Origin of the sequence: Ferrovibrio sp. (genome assembly GCF_036381655.1) — a bacterium.
GTDB lineage: Bacteria > Pseudomonadota > Alphaproteobacteria > Ferrovibrionales > Ferrovibrionaceae > Ferrovibrio.
This window is the reverse complement of the sequence record NZ_DASVCJ010000038.1, coordinates 1-20,742: the sequence shown is the minus strand read 5'-3', so window position 1 is coordinate 20,742 and position 20,742 is coordinate 1. Positions and strand designations below refer to the sequence as shown.

The following is a 20,742-nucleotide window of genomic DNA, read 5'->3' as shown; positions in this document are numbered from 1 at the left end:
GGCATGCTGTCCTTCCCCTCGGTGCAGGCGGAGAAATACCCGGCTGTCGTCATCATGCATGGCAGCGGCGGAGTGTCCGAGCATGAAACCTCTCTTGCGAAGGAACTGAACGCCCGGGGGCTTGCAACGCTTGCTATGGACTGGTTCACCGGACGGGGCGTCTCGAACAGCACGGCCGACCCGTCCAAGGTCGGCTTTCCCAGCACCGCGGTCGATTTGCTCATGGCCTACAAGGTGCTGGCTGCGAATCCGAAGATCGACGGCAGCCGCATCGGCGCAGCCGGTTTCTCGCGGGCGGCACGGCCGAGGTCACGGCGAATTCAACCACCCTTGCCGAGCGGTGGCTGGGTCCCGGGCAGTCCTTTGCTGCGTTTGCGCTCTACCATGCGAGCTGCAATCGATATCAGAAGCCGGTCAAGCCGATGAAAGCTGCGGTTCTGGTGCTGTCAGGCGCCCAGGACGACCTGACGCCGGCGGCCGCCTGTGAAGAACATGCCGCTGCCCTGGAAGCTGCCGGTATCCAAGCGGAAGTGCACGTATATCCCAAGTCGGCGCATGCTTTCGATTTGATCAACGGGAGCCGTTCGATGCCGCATGTGCAGAGCGCGGCGAATTGCCCGTTCGCCATTGATGAAACCGGTATGTTGATCCTGGCGGACGGCAGCAGGGTGACGGATGCAGCCGGCCTGCGGGATATGCGCGGCAGTGTATCGGGATCGGCGTCACCTATGCCGGAACCGTCGAGGCGCACGCCGCCTTCATGGCTTTCATAACAGCCGTCCTGAAAGCCGGCTGACGAATGGGCGCCGGCCGCCGCAGATGAGCAGGATGCCGCGAAGTCAGCCGGCGGCCGGACCCGCCCCGCCCTTCGTTTCCGCCAGCAGCCAATCGACATATTCGGCATTGCCGCCCGTGCCGACCGGCAGCGGCAGCACGCAGGGTACGGAGTAGGAATGCGCCGCCTTCACCGCCGCGGTCGCGGCCGCGACTAGATCGGCGCGCGTCTTGAGGATCAGCACCGCCTCCTCGCCCCGCTCCAGCTTGCCCTGCCACCAGTAAAGCGAACGCATGCCCGGGATGATATTGGCACAGGCCGCCAGCCGCTGCCCGACCACGGCCTCGGCCACCCGCTCCGCTTCCGCGGCGGTAGCCGCCGTGCAGTAGAGCAGGACGATCTCGCTCATGCGGCAGCCTTCATGGCCCGGTCATGCCACAGCGCCACCGCCGTGGTCAGGACCAGCACCGCACCGCCCTGATGCAGCGTGCCCAGTGCGACCGGGACGTGATGCAGCAGCGTCGCAATCCCCAGCCCGATCTGTACGGCGACGACCGTCAGCAGCGCATGGCGCAACCCCGTGGCGGCCTTCCCCTTGAGCAGCAGCGCCGTAACGATTGCCAGGGTGGCAACCGTGTAAGCGCCCATGCGGTGCTGGAACTGCACCGTCATCACGTTCTCGAAGGAATTGATCCACCAGGGATTCGCGATCAGCAGGCCGTCCGGGACGAACTGGCCATCCATCAATGGCCAGGTATTGTAGACCAGACCGGCATTGAGGCCGGCAACCAGCCCGCCGGAGAGAATCTGCGCGAACACCACAACGGCAAGCGCCGCGGCGATTCCGCCGCCCCGGCCGCTGATCATACGGCCCGAGCGAACGAGCGACAGCGCCCCCCAGAGGATGTAGCAGAAGATCAGCAGTGCCAGGCCAAGATGGGCCGTCAGCCGATAGTGGCTGACATCCGGATTGTCGACCAGCCCGCTTTTGACCATGAACCAGCCGAGCGCGCCCTGACTGCCGCCCAGAAGGAACATGGCCACGAGATGCCGCTTCATCCCGACAGGAATGCGGCCGCGCAGCCAGAACCAGATCATCGGCAGGGCGAAGACGACGCCGATCAGGCGACCGAGCAGACGGTGGATGTATTCCAGCCAGAAGATGCTTTTGAAGCCTTCCAGCGTCATGCCGATATTGATCTTCTGATATTCGGGAAACAGTTTGTACTTCTCGAATTCGGCGACCCATTCGGCATGGTTCAGCGGCGGGATCACGCCGGTGATCGGCTTCCATTCGACAATGGAAAGCCCCGATTCGGTCAGCCGCGTCAGCCCGCCGATCACCACCATCAGCGCGACCAGCGCTGCCACTGCAAACAGCCAATAGGCCATGGCACGTGCGGGCTCGGCCGCTGCAGGACGGATGGACATGGTCGTGGCGGCGGTACTCACAGGCGGCCTCCAAAGCTTTTGGGATGCCTTCATTTAGACTGTTGCCGCGGCGCCGGAAAGCCTTGCGGCTGCGCCGGATTGACGCGGTTTTCAGCGCTTCTTACGGTTCCGGAAATCGTAAATCCCCGGCCGCTTCCGCGGATCCTCGCCCGGCGCGAAAATCTGGGTCTTCTGCACTTTCTGGGTCCCCGTGGTGGGCAGGCGATCGACAAAGAGCAGCCAGCCCGGCGCCTTGAAATAGGCCAATCGCTCGAAGCACCAGGCGAACAGCTCCTCCGCCAGGGCCTGATCCGGCTCCCGCCCCTCCATCGGCAGGATGCAGGCCATGACCTCCTCTTCCCGGATTTCGTCCGGCGCCGCCAGCACCGCCACCTGCGCCACGGCGTCATGGGCCTGCAGGCAGGCCTCGATCTCCGCCGCCGCGATATTCTCGCCCGAGCGACGGATGATGTTTTTCTTGCGGTCGACGAAATAGAGCATGCCATCCTCGGCCATGCGGACCACATCGCCGGTATGGAACCAGCCGCCAGCCCAGGCCTCCGCCGACGCCCTCTCGTTCTTCAGGTAGCCCGAGAAGAAGCCGTAGCGCGGATCGGCCGCCGAACTGCGCACCAGGAGCTCTCCCGGCTCGCCGCGCGGCAATTCACGGCCCTGCTCGTCCGCCACCATGGCCTCGAAATGCGGCAGGGGCCGGCCGAAGGCGCGGGTATCGACCTGCCGCGGTTCATGGCAATCGGCAAAGATGCGGCCGGTTTCGGTCATGCCCCAGACCTCGACGAGCGGAAAGCCGAAGCGCTCCTCGAATGGCCGGTGCAGTTCCGGCTCGACGCCCGCGCCAAGGCCGAAGCGGACGCAATGCCGCTTTTCCATATCCGTGACCGGCTGGTTCAGCAGCAGGGGCGGCACCACGCCGAGATAGTGGATGATCGTCGCCCGGCTCTCCACCACTTCGCGCCACCAGCGCGTCGGGCTGAAACGCTCGGTCAGGACCAGGCAGTTGGCGGTCAGGATCGCGCAGGTCGCGGTCACCGCCTGATGATTCATATGGAACAGCGGCAGCGGATTATAGAAACGATCCTCGCCGTACTTGATGGTCAGCGCGCCGCCGAGATCGCGATACCAGGCCCCCGCATTCAGATAATAGAAGTTGCTGAGGATGCAGCCTTTCGGCCGGCCCGTGGTGCCCGAGGTGTAAAGGAGGCTGCATTCGGTATCGTGATCGGGAATGCCGCCGCGCGCCGGCGCCTGGGGCGACGGAACGGTTTTTGGCATGGCCAGCGCGTCGAGTACCGGAAGCGGCTTGCCCTGCCGTTCGGCCGCCACCTTCTGCAGATCGCTCAGCCGATGCGGCAGGGCAACGGCGAGGTCGGCCTCGGAATGCTCCATCTGATAGAGCATTTCATCATGCCGGTAATCGGGATTGATCGGCACGATGCCGCAGCCGAGCGCATTCAGCGCCAGGTAATGGAAGAAGAATTCCGGCCGCATTTCCAGCAGGAGGCCAATACGGTGGCCCATGCCGTAACCGGCAGCCGCATATTTCTCCTTCAGCGCATCGACGATGCCAAGCACCGTCCCGTAGCTGAGTTCCAAGCCATCCTGCGCGTAGCTGCGCTCCGGTCCCGGCGGCACGCACAGGAACGGCTTTTCCGGATGCCGTGCTGCCGTGGTGCTGAAAGCGGCATAGACCGACGCAGGCAGATTCATGCCAACGCTCCTCCCCGAGCTTTTTATTTCGCCGTACTTTATTCAGCTCAGGCCAAGCAGCACAAGCATCGCGCTCCCGATGATGATGCGGTACCAGGCAAAGGGGGCGAAGCCATAGCGGGTGATGAAGCCGACCATGGTGCGTACGACAACGGCGGCGACCAGAAAGGCGATCACGAAGCCGACGGCGATGACCCCGACGCCCTCCCAGCTCAGTTCCGACCAGTGCTTGTACAGGTCGTAGACGGTGGCCGCGAACATGGTCGGTACGGCCAGGAAGAACGAGAATTCCGCCGCTGCCGCCGGCTGCACCCCCAGCACGCGGGCGCCGATGATGGTGGCGCCGGAGCGCGACACTCCAGGTATCATCGCCAGGCATTGCAGAAAGCCGATCTTCAGGCTGAGACGGGCGTCGAACCTGTCGACACTCTCGATGACGCCCTGCCCGACCACCCGCTCGATCCACAGAATCGCCACGCCGCCCACGACCAGCGCGACCGACACGACCCAGGGGCTGAACAGCACGGTCTTGATGAAGCCGTAGGCGAAGAAGCCGATCACCATCGCCGGCAGGAAGGCGAGCAGAAGGTTGACGGTGAAGCGGTTGGCGCGCGGCACGCGCCCCAGTCCGATCAGCGTGCTGAAGAAGCGCTGCCAATAGATGACCAGGACCGCGAGGATGGCGCCAAGCTGGATGGCAATCTCGAAGACCTTGCCGGGCGGGCCCTGGAAACCGAGCAGATCGACCAGCAGGATAAGATGACCCGTGGAAGACACCGGCAGGAATTCGGTAAGTCCTTCAACGACTCCCAGGAAAGCCGCCTGGAGATATTCAAGCATCATGGACGGCAATCCCTCGCGCCGGCACGGCCGATCCGGGCCGGTTTGGGCCCAGCGGCGAGCCAATGTGAGCCAGTCCGAGCCAGCTCGAGCCAGCGCTCAGTGTCTGGCGATCCCGAAATCATTCTGCGCATGGCGGGGCCGGATGCTCCTCTTGATTCACCGCTCCCCGGCTTGCCGAGGCTATAGAACATATATAGCACATTTATAGGACTTCAGGCAAGAGCAATCTACCCGTCTTTCATACAGGGTGGACCGATTTCTCCCCCGACCGGGTTTATTCAGTCGGAAACAACCCGGAGGAACACATGCGCGGCATTTTGCTGTGGCTGCTCGGCATCCCGATTCCGATTATTATCTTATTGTATTTGTTCCACGTATTGTGACCGATAGAGGCCCGACGGGAAAAATTGTCGCAGGAGGAGACAACATCCCCTGCTTAAATCGCGGCGGCGAGAGACAAAAGCCCGCGGAGGAAGCCATGCTGCATCCCCTCCGGCACATCATGGAGAAGGAGGCCGAACATTTCCTGGGGCCGGTCCCGGCCCCTCTCAGCCGAAACGATTGTTCTTGTTGAAGCCGCGCGGCGCGATACGGCCCGCCTGGGCGCGTTCGCCGCGATATTCCTTGAGATCGGTCTCGGTCTTCACCCGGCCGGAGGAATCGACCCAGCTCAGGCCCTCCTTGTAGGTGAAGACCTTCGCGTCCGAGAGGCCGCCGTCCTTGTATTTCTGCAAGGTGATGCCGCGGCCTCTGATCATCTCGGGCAGCTGATCGAGCGGGAAAAGCAGCAGCTTGCGGTTATCGCCGATGACAGCGACGGTATCGCCGCCTTCGATGGCCCGGCACACAGCGGCTTCCGCCGGCGGGCTGACATTGAGGATCTGCTTGCCGCCGCGGGTGCCGGCCTGCATTTCCGCCTCGGGGCAGATGAAGCCACGGCCATCGCTGGCGGCGACCAGGAACTTGCGTTCGCCCTGATACTTGAACAGCGTGACGATGTCCTGATCGTTGCCGAGATCGACCATCAGGCGGACCGGCTCGCCATGGCCGCGGCCGCGCGGCAGCTTATCGCAAGAGATCGTGTAGGCGCGACCATTGGTGCCGAACAGAATCAGCTTGTCGGTGCTTTCGGCGTGCAGCCAGAAGCGGCCCTTGTCGCCCTCTTTGTACGAGGCGCCGCCATCCTCCTCGACATGGCCCTTGATGGCGCGGATCCAGCCCTTGGCCGAGCAGATCACGGTGATCGGCTCGCGTTCGATCATCGCCTCGAAAGCCTCTTCGGCGATCACCGGCGCATCGCCGATACTGCTGCGGCGTTTGCCCAGTGCCGTCTTCGGCCCGAACTGTTTCTTCAACTCCTGGATTTCGCCGGCGATGGCCTGCCAGCGCAACGCCTCGTCGGCCAGCAGTTTCTTCAGCTCGGCCTTCTCCTTCGATAGCGCCTTGTGCTCGCCCTTGATTTCCATCTCCTCGAGCTTGCGCAGACTGCGCAGACGCATGTTCAGGATCGCTTCGGCCTGCACATCGGTGAGCTTGAAGCGCTTCATCATCACCGGCTTGGGCTCGTCCTCGCGGCGGATGATCTCGATCAGCTCGTCGAGATTGAGATAGGCTATCAGATAGCCTTCGAGAACTTCGAGGCGGTGCTCGATCTTGCCCAGACGGTATTTGCTGCGCCGCTCCAGCACCTCATGGCGATGATCCAGATAGGCTTGCAGCGCTTCCCGCAGGTTCATCACCTTGGGCTGCTTGCCGCCGTCCAGCACATTGAGGTTGAGCGGGAAACGCGTCTCCAGATCGGTGCTGCGGAACAGGCTTTCCATCAGCACGTCGGGATCGACATTCTTGCTTTTGGGCACGATGACGATACGGATATCCTCCGCAGATTCATCGCGCACGTCGTCGAGCAGAGGCGCTTTGCGCTCGGTGATCAGTTCGGCGATCTTCTCGATCAGGCGCGATTTCTGCACCTGATAGGGAATCTCGGTGACCACGATCTGCCAGGTGCCGCGCGGCAGGTCTTCCTTGTGCCAGCGGGCGCGGATACGGAAGCTGCCGCGGCCGGTCTTGTAAGCCTCGATGCGGCTGGAAAGCGGCTCGACGAGAATGCCGCCGGTCGGAAAATCCGGCCCCTGCACATGCTCGACCAGCTTCTCGATCGACGCGTTCGGGTGTTTGATCAGATGCAGCAGCGCGTCGCACAATTCCGGCAGGTTATGCGGCGGAATCGAGGTCGCCATGCCGACTGCGATGCCGCTGGCGCCGTTGGCCAGCAGGTTCGGCAAGCCGGCCGGCAGTACCACCGGCTCGTCATTCTCGCCGTCGTAATTGGGCCGGAAATCGACCGTGTCGTCGTCGAGGCCGGTCAGCAGCAGATTGGCCACCTCGGTCAGCCGCGCCTCGGTGTATCGCATCGCGGCGGCATTGTCGCCATCGACATTGCCGAAATTGCCCTGCCCGTCGACCAGCGGATAGCGCTGGGCGAATTCCTGCGCCAGGCGCACCAGGGCGTCGTAGACAGACTGATCGCCATGCGGGTGGTATTTACCGATCACGTCGCCGACGACGCGGGCGCATTTCTTGTAACCCTGGCCGGGATCGAGCCGGAGCTGGCGCATGGCGAACAGCACGCGGCGCTGCACCGGCTTGAGCCCGTCGCGCGCATCGGGCAGCGAACGGGCGGTGATCGTGCTCAGCGCATAGGCCAGATAGCGCTCCGAGAGGGCATCGGGCAGCGGCACATTGCGGATATCTTCAGGGATGTCTTTGGGCGGCAGATGCTTGCTCATGATCCGCTTTCTACACCAGATGTTGTTCCGGTTCTACGCACGACCTCCAGCAGTCGTGTCCGCGCCGCGGGAACCGGCGCATGCAGCTGCGCGAAGAGCCGGTTCTCAAGGAAGTGGCCGGTCAGCGCCAGGCCGGCCAGCATTTCGGCCATCAGATCGTTCGCGGCCTGCCCCCGCCCCGGCACCAGGAAGCCCGGCAGCGCCAGCAGGCGGTCGCGATAGGGCTCGGCCGCGGCAGCGGAGACCGCCCGGCCGGTGCGCGGCGAGACATGCGTCAAGCCGGTAACCGCGCCGGTGGCGGCGCAGGCTTCCAGATCGAGGCCATAGCCCATTTCCGCCAGCAGGCCCATTTCCCAGCGCACGTAGAGCGCGCCCCAATTCTCCGGCTCGTCCAGTTCCGCCATATGCGTCAGCAGCACCTTGGTGGCGGCAAACAGCGCCGGATGCGGCTCGCGCTCCGGCAATGCCGCATCGATGAGTGCGCAGACGGACGACAGCGCCGCCAGCCGCGCCGGATCGTCCAGGATCAGCGCGGCGGGATGGGCCAGCGATTCGAGCTGCCAATGGCCAAGATGCTCCGACAGCCGTGCCCGCCAGGTGGCCCGCACGGTCTGGCCCGGCTGCAGCGCGCCGCCCTTCCCGGTTCCGGAGCCACGCAGCAATCCGGCATGACGGCCATAGGCCCGTGTGAGCAGCGTTGCGATGCGCGCGTTCTCGCCGTGATGGCGCACGCTCAGGATAACGCCTTCATCCTGCCATTCCATGCGATGGACTTAAGGTGATTCCCGGCTGCGCGGCAAGCATAGTCGAAATTAAAAGGGCGGGCCTTTCGCGGGCCCGCCCTTCGCGTGTCGCGACTGTGACTGAGGCTTACTCGGCGGCGTCGCCGACGGCGGCCTGCAGCTCGCTTTCCAGGGCATCCGCGAATTCGCGGTCGCGCTGGGCGGCAAGCTGCTTCATGCGGCTCATGATCGCGCCGGTGCCGACCGGGATCAGGCGGCCGACGATGACGTTCTCCTTAAGGCCGACCAGCTTGTCCACCTTGCCGCCGACGGCGGCTTCGGTGAGCACGCGGGTGGTCTCCTGGAAGGAGGCCGCCGAGAAGAACGAGCGGGTCTGCAGGCTCGCCTTGGTGATGCCGAGCAGAACCGGCATGGCCTTGGCGATCTTGCGGCCCTCCGCCGCGGTCTTGGCGTTGACCTCGTCGAACTCGGCGCGGTCGACCTGCTCGCCAGCCAGGAAGGTGGTCTCGCCGGGGTCGGTGATCTCGACCTTTTGCAGCATCTGGCGGCAAATCACCTCGATGTGCTTGTCGTTGATCTTCACGCCCTGCAGGCGATAGACCTCCTGAATCTCGTTGACGAGATAGTTGGCCAGCGCCTCGACGCCCATCACCTTGAGGATATCGTGCGGCGCCGGATTGCCATCGAGCAGATGGTCGCCCTTGCGCACGAAATCTCCTTCCTGAACGGCAATATGCTTGCCCTTCGGGATCAGGTACTCGACCGGCTCGCCGCCGCCATCGACCGGCTGCAGGATCAGGCGGCGCTTGGCCTTGTAATCCTTGCCGAATTCGACACGGCCGTCGATCTCCGCGATGACCGCATGATCCTTCGGACGCCGGGCCTCGAACAGCTCGGCGACGCGCGGCAGACCGCCGGTAATGTCGCGGGTCTTGGTGCCTTCCACCGGAATACGCGCGAGCACGTCACCGGCATGGACATGGGCGCCGTCCTCGACCGACAGGATCGCATCCGCCGACAGGTAGTAACGGGCCTCGGCGCCGCTCACCAGCGTGAGCACCTCGCCCTTCTCGTCACGCAGCGTGATGCGCGGACGCAGCTCGCTGCCCTTCGGGTTCTGCTTCCAGTCGGAGACGACCTTGTACGAGATGCCGGTCGATTCGTCGGTGGCCTCGCGCATCGACACGCCCTCGACGAGGTCGCGGTAGTTCACGATACCCTCGCGCTCGGTGATGATCGGGCGGGTATACGGATCCCACTCGGCAATGCGCTGGCCCTTCTTGACCGTGCCGCCTTCATCGGCAACCAAACGGGCACCGTAGGGCACCTTGTGGCGGGCGCGCTCGCGGCCATTCTGGTCGACCAGAATGACTTCGCAATTGCGGCCCATCACCACGAAGCGGCCCTGGCTGTCGGTGACCAGGTTGCGGTTGGCGATCTTGATGGTCGCATCATAGGCCGCCTCCAGGCTCGACTGCTCCGCCACCTGGGCGGTGCCGCCGATATGGAAGGTGCGCATGGTGAGCTGGGTGCCCGGCTCGCCGATCGACTGCGCCGCGATGACGCCCACCGCCTCGCCGATGTTCACCTTGGTGCCGCGGGCCAGGTCGCGGCCATAGCACTTGCCGCAGACGCCGGTCTGGCTGTCGCAGGTCAGCACCGAGCGGATCAGGACGCTCTCGACGCCGGCTGTCTCGATGCGGTCGACATCGCGCTCCTCGATCAGTTCGCCGGCCTTCATCAGCACCTCGCCGGACAGCGGGTGCTTGACATCCAGAGCTGCCGTGCGGCCCAGGATGCGCTCGCCCAGGGTAGCGATCACCTCGGCGCCCTCGACGACCTCGCGGACGGTCAGACCGCGCTCGGTGCCGCAATCCTCCTCGGTGATGATGCAATCCTGCGCCACGTCGACGAGGCGACGGGTCAGATAACCCGAGTTGGCGGTCTTCAAGGCGGTGTCGGCCAGGCCCTTACGGGCGCCGTGGGTCGAGTTGAAGTACTCGAGCACGGTGAGGCCTTCCTTGAAGTTCGAGATGATCGGCGTCTCGATGATTTCGCCCGACGGCTTGGCCATCAGGCCGCGCATGCCGGCGAGCTGCTTCATCTGCGCCGCGGAGCCGCGGGCGCCGGAATGGGCCATCATCCAGATCGAGTTGATCGGCTTACGCTCGCCGGTGACCTGGTCGATGTCGGTCTGAATGACCTTCATCATCTCGTCGGCGACGCGGTCGGTGCACTGCGACCAGGCATCGACCACCTTGTTGTACTTCTCGCCCTGGGTGATCAGGCCATCCTGATACTGCTGCTCGTATTCGGAGACCAGCTTGCGGGTCTCCTCGATGTGGCCTTCCTTCGTGCTCGGCACGACCATGTCGTCCTTGCCGAAGGAAATGCCCGCCTTGAAGGCGCGGTTGAAACCGAGCGCCATCATGCGGTCGCAGAAGATGACCGTCTCCTTCTGGCCGCAATGGCGATACACCACGTCGATGACGTTGGTGATCTCCTTCTTGGTCAGCTGCTGGTTGATCACGCGGAACGGCACATTCTTGTGCTTCGGCAGGATTTCGCTCAGCAGCATGCGGCCCGGCGTCGTGGTGACGCGAGCGACGATCGGCGTGCCCTCGGCGTCCACGGTATCAAGGCGCGCCTTGATGCGGTGATGCAGCGAGATCGCCTTGGCATCCAGCGCCTGCTGGATTTCCGCCACGGTGGAGAAGACCGGGGTCTTTTCCACGATCGCGCCGGCCTCGATCAGCCGCACGAACTCGGCCTTTACCGCAGTCTTGGGCAGTTCGACCTTGGTCTTGCCGTCGAAGAGGATGACGTCGTCCTCGGCCCAGGCCTTGAGCAGCGCAGTCGCGTCCTCATCCTTGATCTTGCCGGTTTTGCCGTCCCTGACCTTCAGCACGTTGCCGAGCGGCGCCGGGCGTTCCATGGTCAGGTAATACAGACCGAGCACGATATCCTGCGAGGGCACGATGATCGGCTTGCCGTTCGCCGGGCTGAGGATGTTGTTGGTCGACATCATCAGCACGCGGGCCTCGAGCTGGGCTTCCAGCGACAGCGGCACGTGCACTGCCATCTGATCGCCGTCGAAGTCAGCGTTGAACGCGGCGCAGACCAGCGGATGCAGCTGGATCGCCTTGCCTTCGATCAGGGTCGGCTCGAAAGCCTGAATGCCCAGGCGATGGAGCGTCGGCGCACGGTTGAGCAGCACCGGATGCTCGCGGATCACCTCCTCGAGGATGTCCCAGACCTCCGGCCGCTCCTTCTCCACCATCTTCTTCGCCATCTTGACGGTGGCGGCAAGGCCGCGCAGCTCAAGCTTGGAATAGATGAACGGCTTGAACAGTTCGAGCGCCATCTTCTTCGGCAGGCCGCACTGATGCAGCTTCAGTTCGGGGCCGACCACGATGACCGAACGGCCCGAATAATCGACGCGCTTGCCGAGCAGGTTCTGCCGGAAGCGGCCCTGCTTGCCCTTCAGCATGTCGGACAGCGACTTCAGCGGACGCTTGTTGGCGCCGGTGATGACGCGGCCGCGGCGGCCGTTGTCGAACAGCGCATCGACCGCTTCCTGCAGCATGCGCTTCTCGTTGCGGACGATGATGTCCGGCGCGCGCAGCTCGATCAGCCGCTTCAGACGGTTGTTGCGGTTGATGACGCGGCGATACAGGTCGTTCAGGTCCGAAGTGGCGAAACGGCCGCCATCCAGCGGCACCAGCGGGCGCAGCTCGGGCGGGATCACCGGCACGACCGTGAGCACCATCCATTCCGGGCGGTTGCCGGATTCGATGAAGGACTCGATCAGCTTCAGGCGCTTGACCAGCTTCTTCGGCTTCAGCTCGGACGTGGTCTCGGCCAGCTCCTCGCGGATTTTGTCGCGCTCCTTCTCGAGGTCGATGGCCATCAGCAGATCGCGGATGGCCTCCGCGCCGATCTTGGCGACGAAAGCGTCTTCGCCATACTCTTCCTGAGCGCGGAAAAGCTGCTCCTCCGTCAGCAGGTCGAACTGCTTCAGCGGTGAGAGGCCCGGTTCGACGACGACGTAGTTCTCGAAATACAGGATGCGCTCGAGATCCTTCAGGGTCATGTCGAGCATGAGGCCGATGCGGCTCGGCAGCGACTTCAGGAACCAGATATGCGCCACCGGCGAGGCCAGCTCGATATGGCCCATGCGCTCGCGCCGGACCTTGGAAAGCGTGACTTCGACGCCGCACTTCTCGCAGATCACGCCGCGATACTTCATGCGCTTGTACTTGCCGCACAGGCACTCGTAATCCTTGATCGGGCCGAAGATGCGGGCGCAGAACAGGCCGTCCCGCTCCGGCTTGAAGGTGCGGTAGTTGATCGTTTCCGGCTTCTTGATCTCGCCGTAGGACCAGGAGCGGATACGCTCCGGCGAGGCGATCGAGATCTGGATCTGATCGAAGCTCTGGGCGCCCTGCGGCTGCCCGAATACGTTGCTCAGTTCGTTCATCTGTGTCGTCTCCTATTGGAGAATGCGTTGCGTGACGGTCAGTAGGAGCGCTGCGACAGCTCGACATTGAGGCCGAGCGACCGCATCTCCTTGACCAGCACGTTGAACGATTCAGGAATGCCGGCCTCGAAGTTATCGTCGCCGCGCACAATGGCCTCGTAGACCTTGGAGCGGCCGGCGACGTCGTCCGACTTGACCGTCAGCATCTCCTGCAGGGTGTAGGCTGCGCCGTAGGCCTGGAGCGCCCAGACCTCCATCTCGCCGAAGCGCTGCCCGCCGAACTGCGCCTTGCCGCCCAGCGGCTGCTGGGTGACGAGCGAGTACGGACCGATCGAACGGGCGTGGATCTTGTCGTCGACCAGGTGGTGCAACTTCAGCATGTAGATGTAACCCACCGTCACCTTCCGGTCGAACGGCTCGCCGGTGCGGCCATCGATCAAAGTGACCTGGCCGGACTTGTCGAACCCGGCTTTTTCCAGCGCCTCGACGATATCCGGCTCATGCGCTCCGTCGAAGACCGGGGTCGCCATCGGGACGCCGCGCCGCAGATTCGAACACAATTCGACCAATTGCTCGTCCGACAGGTCGGCGATCTTGTCGGTGAACTCCTGCTTCGAATAGATGTTCTTCAGCAGCTTGCGCAGATCCTCCGCCTTGGCGTGGTTGCGCTGCATCTTATCGAGCGTATCGCCGATCTGCCGGCCGATGCCCGCCGAAGCCCAACCCAGATGGGTTTCCAGGATCTGACCGACATTCATGCGCGACGGCACGCCGAGTGGATTCAGCACGATATCGACCGGCTGACCGTCCTCGAGGTAGGGCATGTCCTCTTCCGGCACGATGCGGGAGATGACGCCCTTGTTGCCGTGACGGCCGGCCATCTTGTCGCCGGGCTGCAGCTTGCGCTTCACAGCGACGAAGACCTTGACCATCTTCATCACGCCGGGCGGCAATTCGTCGCCGCGCTGCAGCTTCTCGACCTTGTCGTCGAAGCGCCGCTGGATACGCGCGGCGGCGGCATCGTATTGCTTCTTCAGCGCCTCGATGTCGGCCATGTTCTTTTCGTTCTTGAGGCTGATCTGCCACCACTGACCAGGAGTCAGCTCGGCCAGAACCTCCTCGGTGATCTTGCCGCCATCCTTGAAGCCCTTCGGGCCCTTATCGGCCTGCTTGCCGATCAGCAGCTCGCGCAGACGACTGTAGATGGAGCGCTCGATGATCGCCTTCTCGTCGTCGCGGTCCTTCGCCAGCCGCTCGATCTCGGCGCGCTCGATCGCCAAGGCACGCTCGTCCTTCTCCACGCCATGGCGGGAGAAGACGCGCACCTCGACCACCGTGCCGGAGACGCCCGGCGGCACCCGCAGCGAGCTGTCGCGGACATCGGAGGCCTTTTCGCCGAAGATGGCGCGCAGCAGCTTCTCTTCCGGCGTCATCGGGCTTTCGCCCTTCGGCGTGATCTTGCCGACCATGATGTCGCCCGGATGCACTTCCGCGCCGATATAGACGATGCCGGCCTCGTCGAGATTCTTGAGGCCCTCCTCGCCGACATTCGGGATGTCGCGGGTGATCTCTTCCGGGCCCAGCTTGGTGTCGCGGGCCATCACTTCGAATTCCTCGATATGGATCGAGGTGAAGACGTCGTCCTTGGCGATGCGCTCGCTGATCAGGATCGAGTCCTCGAAGTTGTAGCCGTTCCACGGCATGAACGCGACCAGCACGTTGCGGCCGAGCGCCAGCTCGCCCAGCTCCGTCGAGGGACCGTCGGCAATGATGTCGCCGGCCTGCACGACGTCGCCCACCTTCACCAGCGGACGCTGGTTGATGCAGGTATTCTGGTTCGAGCGCTGGAACTTCAGCAGCTTGTAGATGTCGACGTTCGACTTCGACATATCCGTTTCGTCGGTCGCCCGGACCACGATACGGGTGCCGTCGATCTGGTCGATCACGCCGGAGCGGCGGGCGACGATCGTGGCGCCGGAATCGCGGGCCACCACCTCTTCCATGCCGGTGCCGACCAGCGGCGCCTCGGCACGGATCAGCGGCACGGCCTGGCGCTGCATGTTCGAGCCCATCAGCGCGCGGTTGGCGTCGTCGTTCTCCAGGAACGGGATCAGCGCGGCGGCAACCGAAACGAGCTGCTTGGGCGAGACGTCCATGAAGTCGATCGCTTCCGGCCGCGACATGACGAAGTCGCCGTTGCGGCGGCAGGAGACCAGTTCGCCGACGATCTTGCCCTTGGCATCGACCTCGGCATTGGCCTGTGCGATGGTGTACTTGCCCTCCTCCATGGCGGTCAGGTAAACGACCTCGTCGGTCACCTTGCCGTCACGGACGCGGCGATACGGGCTCTCGATGAAGCCATACTGGTTGACGCGGGCATAGGTCGCCAGCGAGTTGATCAGGCCGATATTCGGGCCTTCCGGCGTCTCGATCGGGCAGATACGGCCATAATGCGTCGGGTGCACGTCGCGCACCTCGAAACCGGCACGCTCGCGGGTCAGGCCGCCCGGGCCAAGCGCCGACAGGCGGCGCTTATGGGTGATCTCCGACAGCGGGTTGGTCTGGTCCATGAACTGCGAGAGCTGGCTGGAGCCGAAGAACTCGCGCACGGCCGCCGCCGCCGGCTTGGCATTGATCAGGTCATGCGGCATCACGGTGTCGATATCCACCGAGCTCATGCGCTCGCGGATCGCGCGCTCCATGCGCAGCAGGCCGATGCGGTACTGGTTCTCCATCAACTCGCCGACCGAACGGACACGGCGGTTGCCGAGATGGTCGATGTCGTCGATCTCGCCGCGGCCGTCCTTCAGTTCGACCAGCGTCTTGACGCAGGCGAGGATATCCTCGGTCCGCAGCACGCGGACGGTATCGTCCGCCTCCAGGCCGAGACGGGCGTTCATCTTGACGCGGCCGACCGCGGAGAGGTCGTAACGCTCCGGATCGAAGAACAGGCCATGGAACAGCGCTTCCGCGGTGTCCATCGTCGGCGGCTCGCCCGGGCGCATGACGCGGTAGATTTCGAACAGGGCCTGCTCGCGGCCCTGGTTCTTGTCGCCCATCATCGTATTGCGGATATAGGCGCCGATGGTGACGTGATCGACATCGAGTACCGAGATCTGCTCGATGCCGGCGGCCTCGAGCATCTCGATCTTCTTGACGTCGAGCTCCTCGCCCGCTTCGAGATAAATCTCGCCGCTTTCCTCGTTGATGATATCCAGGGCGTTGTACTTGCCGGCCATGTCCTGCGGCGTGACCAGCAGCTCCTTGAGGCCCTCTTCGGCCAGCTTGCGGGCCAGGCGCGGCGTGATCTTGGTGCCGGCCTCGACCACCACCTTGCCGGTCTTGGCGTTGATCAGGTCGCTGTTGACGCGCAGGCCGCGCATGCGCTCGGCGTTGTAGTCGGTGCGCCAGCCCTTCTTGTCGCGCTTGTAGATCACCTTCTTGTAGAAGGCGTCCAGGATCTCTTCCTGGGTCAGGCCCAACGCGAAAAACAGCGTGGTGACCGGCAGCTTGCGGCGGCGGTCGATGCGGACATGCACGATGTCCTTGGCGTCGAACTCGAAGTCCAGCCACGAGCCGCGATAGGGAATCACGCGGGCGGTATAGAGATACTTGCCCGAGGAATGAGTCTTGCCCTTGTCGTGATCGAAGAAAACGCCCGGGCTGCGGTGCATCTGGCTGACGATGACGCGCTCGGTGCCGTTGATGATGAAGGTGCCCTTGTCGGTCATGAGCGGCATGTCGCCCATGTAGACGTCCTGCTCCTTGATATCGAGCACGGTCTTGGCCTGGGTATCGGGGTCTACCTCGAACACGATCAGGCGCAGCGTCACCTTCAACGGCGCGGCATAGGTCATGCCGCGCTGCATGCATTCATCGACGTCGTATTTCGGCGCCTCGAATTCGTATTTGACGAATTCGAGCGAAGACGTTTCGGAGAAATCCTTGATCGGGAAGACCGACTTGAAGACGCCCTGCAGGCCGACATCGGGCCGCGTGTCGGGGTTGTCATTCATCATCAGGAAGCTGTCGTAGGAACTTTTCTGCACCTCGATGAGGTTGGGCATCGAGGTAATGCTCGGGATACGCCCGAAGCTCTTGCGAACGCGCTTGCGGCCGGTAAACGACAAGGTCATGTCTGTCCCAAATCTTTCTGCTGGCGGCAGGAAATGCTGCCGCGGACAAGCCGGATAGCGATGAGTTTTGCGGGCCCATTATCCCGCCGGGCGATCGCCGCGCCCAAATCCGGATCGTCTGTCCGCCGATAAATATCCGTGGCGGGCCGGAGGTGTGGTTTCGCCCAATTTAGGGCGGCAGACGGGGCAGGTCCACACCGAACCCGCCCCGCCGCCATACGCGTACTTACTTGACCTCGACCTTGGCGCCAGCGCCTTCGAGCTGGGCCTTGATCTTGGCGGCCTCGTCCTTGTTGACGCCTTCCTTGACCGGCTTCGGCGCACCCTCGACGAGGTCCTTGGCCTCCTTCAGGCCCAGACCGGTGATGGCGCGCACTTCCTTGATCACGTTGATCTTGTTGGCGCCCGCATCGGCGAGGATGACGTTGAACTCGGTCTTCTCCTCGGCAGCCGGGGCGGCAGCGCCACCACCAGCAACGGCGGCAACGGCCACCGGAGCGGCGGCCGAAACGCCCCACTTCTCTTCGAGAAGCTTGGCGAGCTCGGCGGCCTCGAGGACGGTCAGCGACGACAATTCGTCGACGATCTTCTGCAAATCAGCCATTTCAGTGACTCCTGATAAAGGTTCGATACCTGGTTAGACGTTTACGTGTGGCTTGCGGCCTTAACCCTTGGTGGCATACGCGTTGAGCACGCGGGCCAGTTGGCCAGCGGGCGCCTGCACGACACCGGCGACCTTGGTCGCAGGCGCCTTGAGCAGACCGACGATCTTGCCGCGCAGCTCGTCGAGCGACGGCAGGCTCGCCAACGACTTCACACCCTCCGGATTCAGCACGGTTGCGCCCATGGCGCCGCCAACGACGACGAGCTTGTCGTTCTTCTTGGCGAACTCCACGGCGACCTTCGCTGCGGCGACCGGGTCATTCGCATAAGCGATGCCGGTCGGCCCCTTGAAGAGGTTCTTCAAGGATTCGTAGGGGGTGCCCTCCAGGGCAAGGCAGACAAGCCGGTTCTTCGCGACCTTGAAGCTGGCGCCAGCCTCCCGCATCTGACGGCGCAGCTCAGTCACCTGAGCGACGGTCAGACCGGAATTCTGGGTCACCACGACAACCTGGGTCTCCTTAAAGACCTGGTTGAGCGTGTTCACCAGCTCCTGCTTTTGAGCACGATCCACTGCTCGTCTCCTTAACAGAGACAGGGTTGCCCCTGTCCCGTTGGCACTTGAGCGACCGATGCGTCGCTTCCGGCATCGCTGCCTTCGGCGGCGAACCGATCACCCGGTTCGCCTGTCCCAGGGCTCGAACCTTCCTGGGAGCGGTCGATCGCTCGCCGCTCCCGTGAAGCTTCTCTTCCCCGTCTATGCAGGTGGCTTGCCATTAAACCTTCGGACCGAAGCCCTCGGGCGCCTGCAGTCTCGGACAGGTTGCGGACATTCCAGGCCATGTACTATCTGGCCCGAAACGCCGCTCCGCCGCCTCCGAAGAGGCGGCGAAACTCGTCAATTGTCAGGCGGCGGCCTTTTCGGTGCCGCCACCCAGTGCGTCGCTGAGATCGATGCGCACGCCCGGCCCCATGGTCGAGCTGAGCGCGATCTTCTTCACGTAATGACCCTTCACGCCGGTCGGCTTGGCCTTCAGGACGGCATCGATGAAGGCGCGCACATTGGCGAGGATCTGCTCCTCGGTGAACGACGCCTTGCCGATACCGGCATGGATCAGACCGGCCTTCTCGACGCGGAACTCGACCTGGCCGCCCTTGGCCGCCTTGACCGCGCCGGCGACATCCATGGTGACCGAGCCGAGCTTCGGGTTCGGCATCAGGCCGCGCGGGCCGAGCACCTTACCGAGCTTGCCGACCACCGCCATCATGTCCGGCGTGGCGATGCAGCGATCGAATTCGATCTTGCCGCCGTTGATGATTTCGGCCAGATCGTCGGCGCCGACCAGATCGGCACCGGCCTTCTTGGCCTCTTCCGCCTTCGGGCCTTTGGCGAAGACGGCGACGCGCACGGTCTTGCCGGTGCCCGACGGCATCGTCACCACGCCGCGGACCATCTGGTCGGCATGGCGCGGATCGACGCCGAGATTCATGGCGATCTCGATCGTCTCGTCGAACTTCGCCTTGGCGTTGGACTTCACCAGCTTGACGGCCTCTTCCAGACCATAGCGGTTATCCGGGTTCACGGTCTTCGCAGCGGCGGCGTAACGCTTGCCCTTATGTGCCATGTGTCAGCCCTCCCCTTACTGGCCCTGGACTTCCAAGCCCATGGAGCGGGCGGAACCGATGATCATCTGACAGGCCGCATTGATGTCATGCGCGTTCAGATCCTTCATCTTCTGCTTGGCGATCTCGCGGACCTGATCCATCGTCACCGAGCCGACCTTCTCGCGGCCGGTCACCTTGGCGCCGGACTGGATCTTGGCGGCCTTCTTCAGGAAGTAGGTCACCGGCGGGGTCTTGGTGATGAAGGTGAACGAGCGGTCCGAATACACGGTGATCACCACCGGGATCGGCATGTCCTGCTCGAGATCCTTCGTCTGCGCGTTGAACGCCTTGCAGAATTCCATGATGTTGACTCCGCGCTGGCCCAAGGCCGGGCCGATCGGCGGCGACGGGTTGGCCTTGCCGGCCGGAACCTGCAGCTTGATGTAGCCTTCAATCTTCTTCGCCATACTCTCTGTCCTTTCCTGCTGGAGCGGCTACGCCGCTCCCTTGGCGGATGCGCGGTACGGCAGGATCGGTCCGGCGATAGACCTTAGCTGCCTCCCACGCGATGAACCGGGCGATACTCAGGCCCGGCTACGCGCAACCAGATCAGAGCTTCTCGACCTGGCTGTATTCCAACTCCACCGGGGTGGCGCGGCCGAAGATCGACACCGCCACCTTCAGGCGCGCGCGCTCCTCGTCGACTTCCTCCACCACGCCGGAGAACGACGTGAACGGACCGTCGGCGACCCGCACCTGCTCGCCCACATCGAAGGTGATCGAGGGCTTCGGATGCTCGACGCCCTCCTTCACCTGGTTGGCGATCCGCTGCGCCTCGGCTTCCGTGATCGGCGACGGCTTGCCGCCCGAGCTCAGAAAGCCGGTCACCTTCGGCGTGTTCTTGACGAGATGGTAGGTCTCGTCGGTCAGCTCCATCTTCACCAGCACATAGCCAGGGAAGAACTTGCGTTCGGCATTGACCTTCTGGCCGCGGCGAACTTCCACCACTTCCTCGGTCGGCACCAGAATTTCCTCGAAGAGGTCGCCCATACCCTTCTGCGCCGCCGCATCGCGCAGCGCCTGGGCGACCTTCTTCTCGAAATTCGAATATACGTGGACGATGTACCAGCGCGCCGCCATCGTCAGCTCCCTAGGCCGAGGATCAACTGCACGGCAAAGCGCAGGATCGAATCGACCGTAAAAAAGAACAAGGCGGCGATCAGCCCCATCAGGAACACCATCGCCGTGGTGACGAGGGTCTCCTTGCGGTTCGGCCAGGTGACCTTCGCAGTCTCTTGCCGGACCTGCCGGAAAAACTCAATAGGACTGACCTTCGCCATCGTTTTGACTATCCACCTAAGCTCTACTTCCGCGTCACGCTGGCAGGGGTGGAGGGACTCGAACCCCCAACCCCCGGTTTTGGAGACCGGTGCTCTAGCCGATTGAGCTACACCCCTGCACGCGCACCAGATCGCCGCTTACGCGATGATCTTGGCGACGACGCCGGCGCCGACGGTGCGGCCGCCTTCGCGGATGGCGAAGCGCAGGCCCTCATCCATGGCGATCGGCGCGATCAGCTCGACATCCATCGCCACGTTGTCGCCCGGCATCA

At 63.6% G+C, this 20,742-nt stretch carries 16 protein-coding genes, 1 tRNA gene and 1 pseudogene; 2 read left to right on the top strand and 16 right to left on the bottom strand.

Annotated features, from left to right (window positions below):
* Positions 1–3: 3 nt before the first annotated feature.
* Entirely contained in the window at positions 4–426 is a 423-nt protein-coding gene (locus tag VF194_RS07735; RefSeq protein WP_330889678.1) for a dienelactone hydrolase family protein, read from the top strand.
* The gene (locus VF194_RS07730) at positions 345–773 is read left to right on the top strand and encodes a dienelactone hydrolase family protein (protein ID WP_330889724.1); all 429 of its coding nucleotides are present in this window, start codon (positions 345–347) and stop codon (positions 771–773) included. The genes VF194_RS07735 and VF194_RS07730 overlap by 82 nt, the downstream gene beginning before the upstream one ends.
* Positions 774–839: 66 nt before the next feature.
* On the opposite strand, the gene cutA is transcribed toward VF194_RS07730, so the two are convergent.
* The 16 genes and pseudogenes from cutA to tuf form a co-directional block, all read right to left on the bottom strand.
* Positions 840–1,184, bottom strand: a complete 345-nt coding sequence (gene cutA / locus VF194_RS07725; protein WP_330889676.1) for a divalent-cation tolerance protein CutA — start codon at positions 1,182–1,184, stop codon at positions 840–842.
* Complete coding sequence (locus VF194_RS07720; RefSeq protein WP_330889674.1) at positions 1,181–2,227, bottom strand: COX15/CtaA family protein; 1,047 nt, start codon at positions 2,225–2,227, stop codon at positions 1,181–1,183. The genes cutA and VF194_RS07720 overlap by 4 nt, the downstream gene beginning before the upstream one ends.
* A gap of 90 nt (positions 2,228–2,317) precedes the next feature.
* The gene (locus VF194_RS07715; RefSeq protein WP_330889672.1) at positions 2,318–3,934 is read right to left on the bottom strand and encodes an AMP-binding protein; all 1,617 of its coding nucleotides are present in this window, start codon (positions 3,932–3,934) and stop codon (positions 2,318–2,320) included.
* Positions 3,935–3,976: 42 nt separating this feature from the next.
* The gene (locus VF194_RS07710; protein WP_330889722.1) at positions 3,977–4,774 is read right to left on the bottom strand and encodes an undecaprenyl-diphosphate phosphatase; all 798 of its coding nucleotides are present in this window, start codon (positions 4,772–4,774) and stop codon (positions 3,977–3,979) included.
* A gap of 551 nt (positions 4,775–5,325) precedes the next feature.
* Positions 5,326–7,566, bottom strand: coding sequence for a DNA topoisomerase IV subunit A (gene parC, locus VF194_RS07705; RefSeq protein WP_330889670.1), 2,241 nt, complete (start codon positions 7,564–7,566; stop codon positions 5,326–5,328).
* Positions 7,563–8,330: a DNA repair protein RecO gene (recO, locus tag VF194_RS07700; RefSeq protein ID WP_330889668.1), complete on the bottom strand. Its 768-nt coding sequence runs from the start codon at positions 8,328–8,330 to the stop codon at positions 7,563–7,565. The genes parC and recO overlap by 4 nt, the downstream gene beginning before the upstream one ends.
* Positions 8,331–8,436: 106 nt before the next feature.
* On the bottom strand, positions 8,437–12,789 hold the full coding sequence (rpoC, locus tag VF194_RS07695) for a DNA-directed RNA polymerase subunit beta' (RefSeq protein WP_330889666.1): 4,353 nt from the start codon (positions 12,787–12,789) through the stop codon (positions 8,437–8,439).
* A gap of 38 nt (positions 12,790–12,827) precedes the next feature.
* Positions 12,828–16,925 carry a DNA-directed RNA polymerase subunit beta gene (gene rpoB, locus VF194_RS07690; RefSeq protein ID WP_330889665.1) on the bottom strand — a complete coding sequence of 1,366 codons (4,098 nt, stop codon included), beginning with the start codon at positions 16,923–16,925 and terminating at the stop codon, positions 12,828–12,830.
* A 226-nt stretch (positions 16,926–17,151) separates the two neighbouring features.
* Complete coding sequence (rplL, locus tag VF194_RS07685; protein WP_330889663.1) at positions 17,152–17,529, bottom strand: 50S ribosomal protein L7/L12; 378 nt, start codon at positions 17,527–17,529, stop codon at positions 17,152–17,154.
* A 60-nt stretch (positions 17,530–17,589) separates the two neighbouring features.
* Positions 17,590–18,099, bottom strand: coding sequence for a 50S ribosomal protein L10 (gene rplJ / locus VF194_RS07680; RefSeq protein WP_330889661.1), 510 nt, complete (start codon positions 18,097–18,099; stop codon positions 17,590–17,592).
* Between the two features lie 331 nt (positions 18,100–18,430).
* A complete protein-coding gene (gene rplA, locus VF194_RS07675; protein ID WP_330889659.1) occupies positions 18,431–19,150 on the bottom strand; it encodes a 50S ribosomal protein L1 in 720 nt (239 codons plus the stop codon).
* A 15-nt stretch (positions 19,151–19,165) separates the two neighbouring features.
* Entirely contained in the window at positions 19,166–19,597 is a 432-nt protein-coding gene (gene rplK, locus VF194_RS07670) for a 50S ribosomal protein L11 (RefSeq protein ID WP_330889657.1), read from the bottom strand.
* 142 nt (positions 19,598–19,739) lie between these two features.
* Positions 19,740–20,270 (bottom strand): transcription termination/antitermination protein NusG, encoded by a 531-nt coding sequence (nusG, locus tag VF194_RS07665; protein WP_330889655.1) that lies wholly within the window; start codon positions 20,268–20,270, stop codon positions 19,740–19,742.
* A gap of 2 nt (positions 20,271–20,272) precedes the next feature.
* Positions 20,273–20,470, bottom strand: coding sequence for a preprotein translocase subunit SecE (gene secE / locus VF194_RS07660; protein WP_330889653.1), 198 nt, complete (start codon positions 20,468–20,470; stop codon positions 20,273–20,275).
* A gap of 40 nt (positions 20,471–20,510) precedes the next feature.
* A tRNA-Trp gene (locus VF194_RS07655) sits at positions 20,511–20,587 on the bottom strand.
* 21 nt (positions 20,588–20,608) lie between these two features.
* A pseudogene (gene tuf / locus VF194_RS07650) lies at positions 20,609–20,742 on the bottom strand (elongation factor Tu); the annotation flags it as partial.

Coding starts and splice junctions, on each gene's coding strand:
- rplK (WP_330889657.1), bottom strand. CDS start 19,597: ATGGCGAAGAAGATTGAAGGCTACATCAAGCTGCAGGTTCCGGCCGGC.
- rplA (WP_330889659.1), bottom strand. CDS start 19,150: ATGGCACATAAGGGCAAGCGTTACGCCGCCGCTGCGAAGACCGTGAAC.
- nusG (WP_330889655.1), bottom strand. CDS start 20,270: ATGGCGGCGCGCTGGTACATCGTCCACGTATATTCGAATTTCGAGAAG.
- rpoC (WP_330889666.1), bottom strand. CDS start 12,789: ATGAACGAACTGAGCAACGTATTCGGGCAGCCGCAGGGCGCCCAGAGC.
- cutA (WP_330889676.1), bottom strand. CDS start 1,184: ATGAGCGAGATCGTCCTGCTCTACTGCACGGCGGCTACCGCCGCGGAA.
- VF194_RS07735 (WP_330889678.1), top strand. CDS start 4: ATGCTGTCCTTCCCCTCGGTGCAGGCGGAGAAATACCCGGCTGTCGTC.
- secE (WP_330889653.1), bottom strand. CDS start 20,470: ATGGCGAAGGTCAGTCCTATTGAGTTTTTCCGGCAGGTCCGGCAAGAG.
- VF194_RS07715 (WP_330889672.1), bottom strand. CDS start 3,934: ATGAATCTGCCTGCGTCGGTCTATGCCGCTTTCAGCACCACGGCAGCA.
- VF194_RS07710 (WP_330889722.1), bottom strand. CDS start 4,774: ATGCTTGAATATCTCCAGGCGGCTTTCCTGGGAGTCGTTGAAGGACTT.
- rplL (WP_330889663.1), bottom strand. CDS start 17,529: ATGGCTGATTTGCAGAAGATCGTCGACGAATTGTCGTCGCTGACCGTC.
- parC (WP_330889670.1), bottom strand. CDS start 7,566: ATGAGCAAGCATCTGCCGCCCAAAGACATCCCTGAAGATATCCGCAAT.
- recO (WP_330889668.1), bottom strand. CDS start 8,330: ATGGAATGGCAGGATGAAGGCGTTATCCTGAGCGTGCGCCATCACGGC.
- rpoB (WP_330889665.1), bottom strand. CDS start 16,925: ATGACCTTGTCGTTTACCGGCCGCAAGCGCGTTCGCAAGAGCTTCGGG.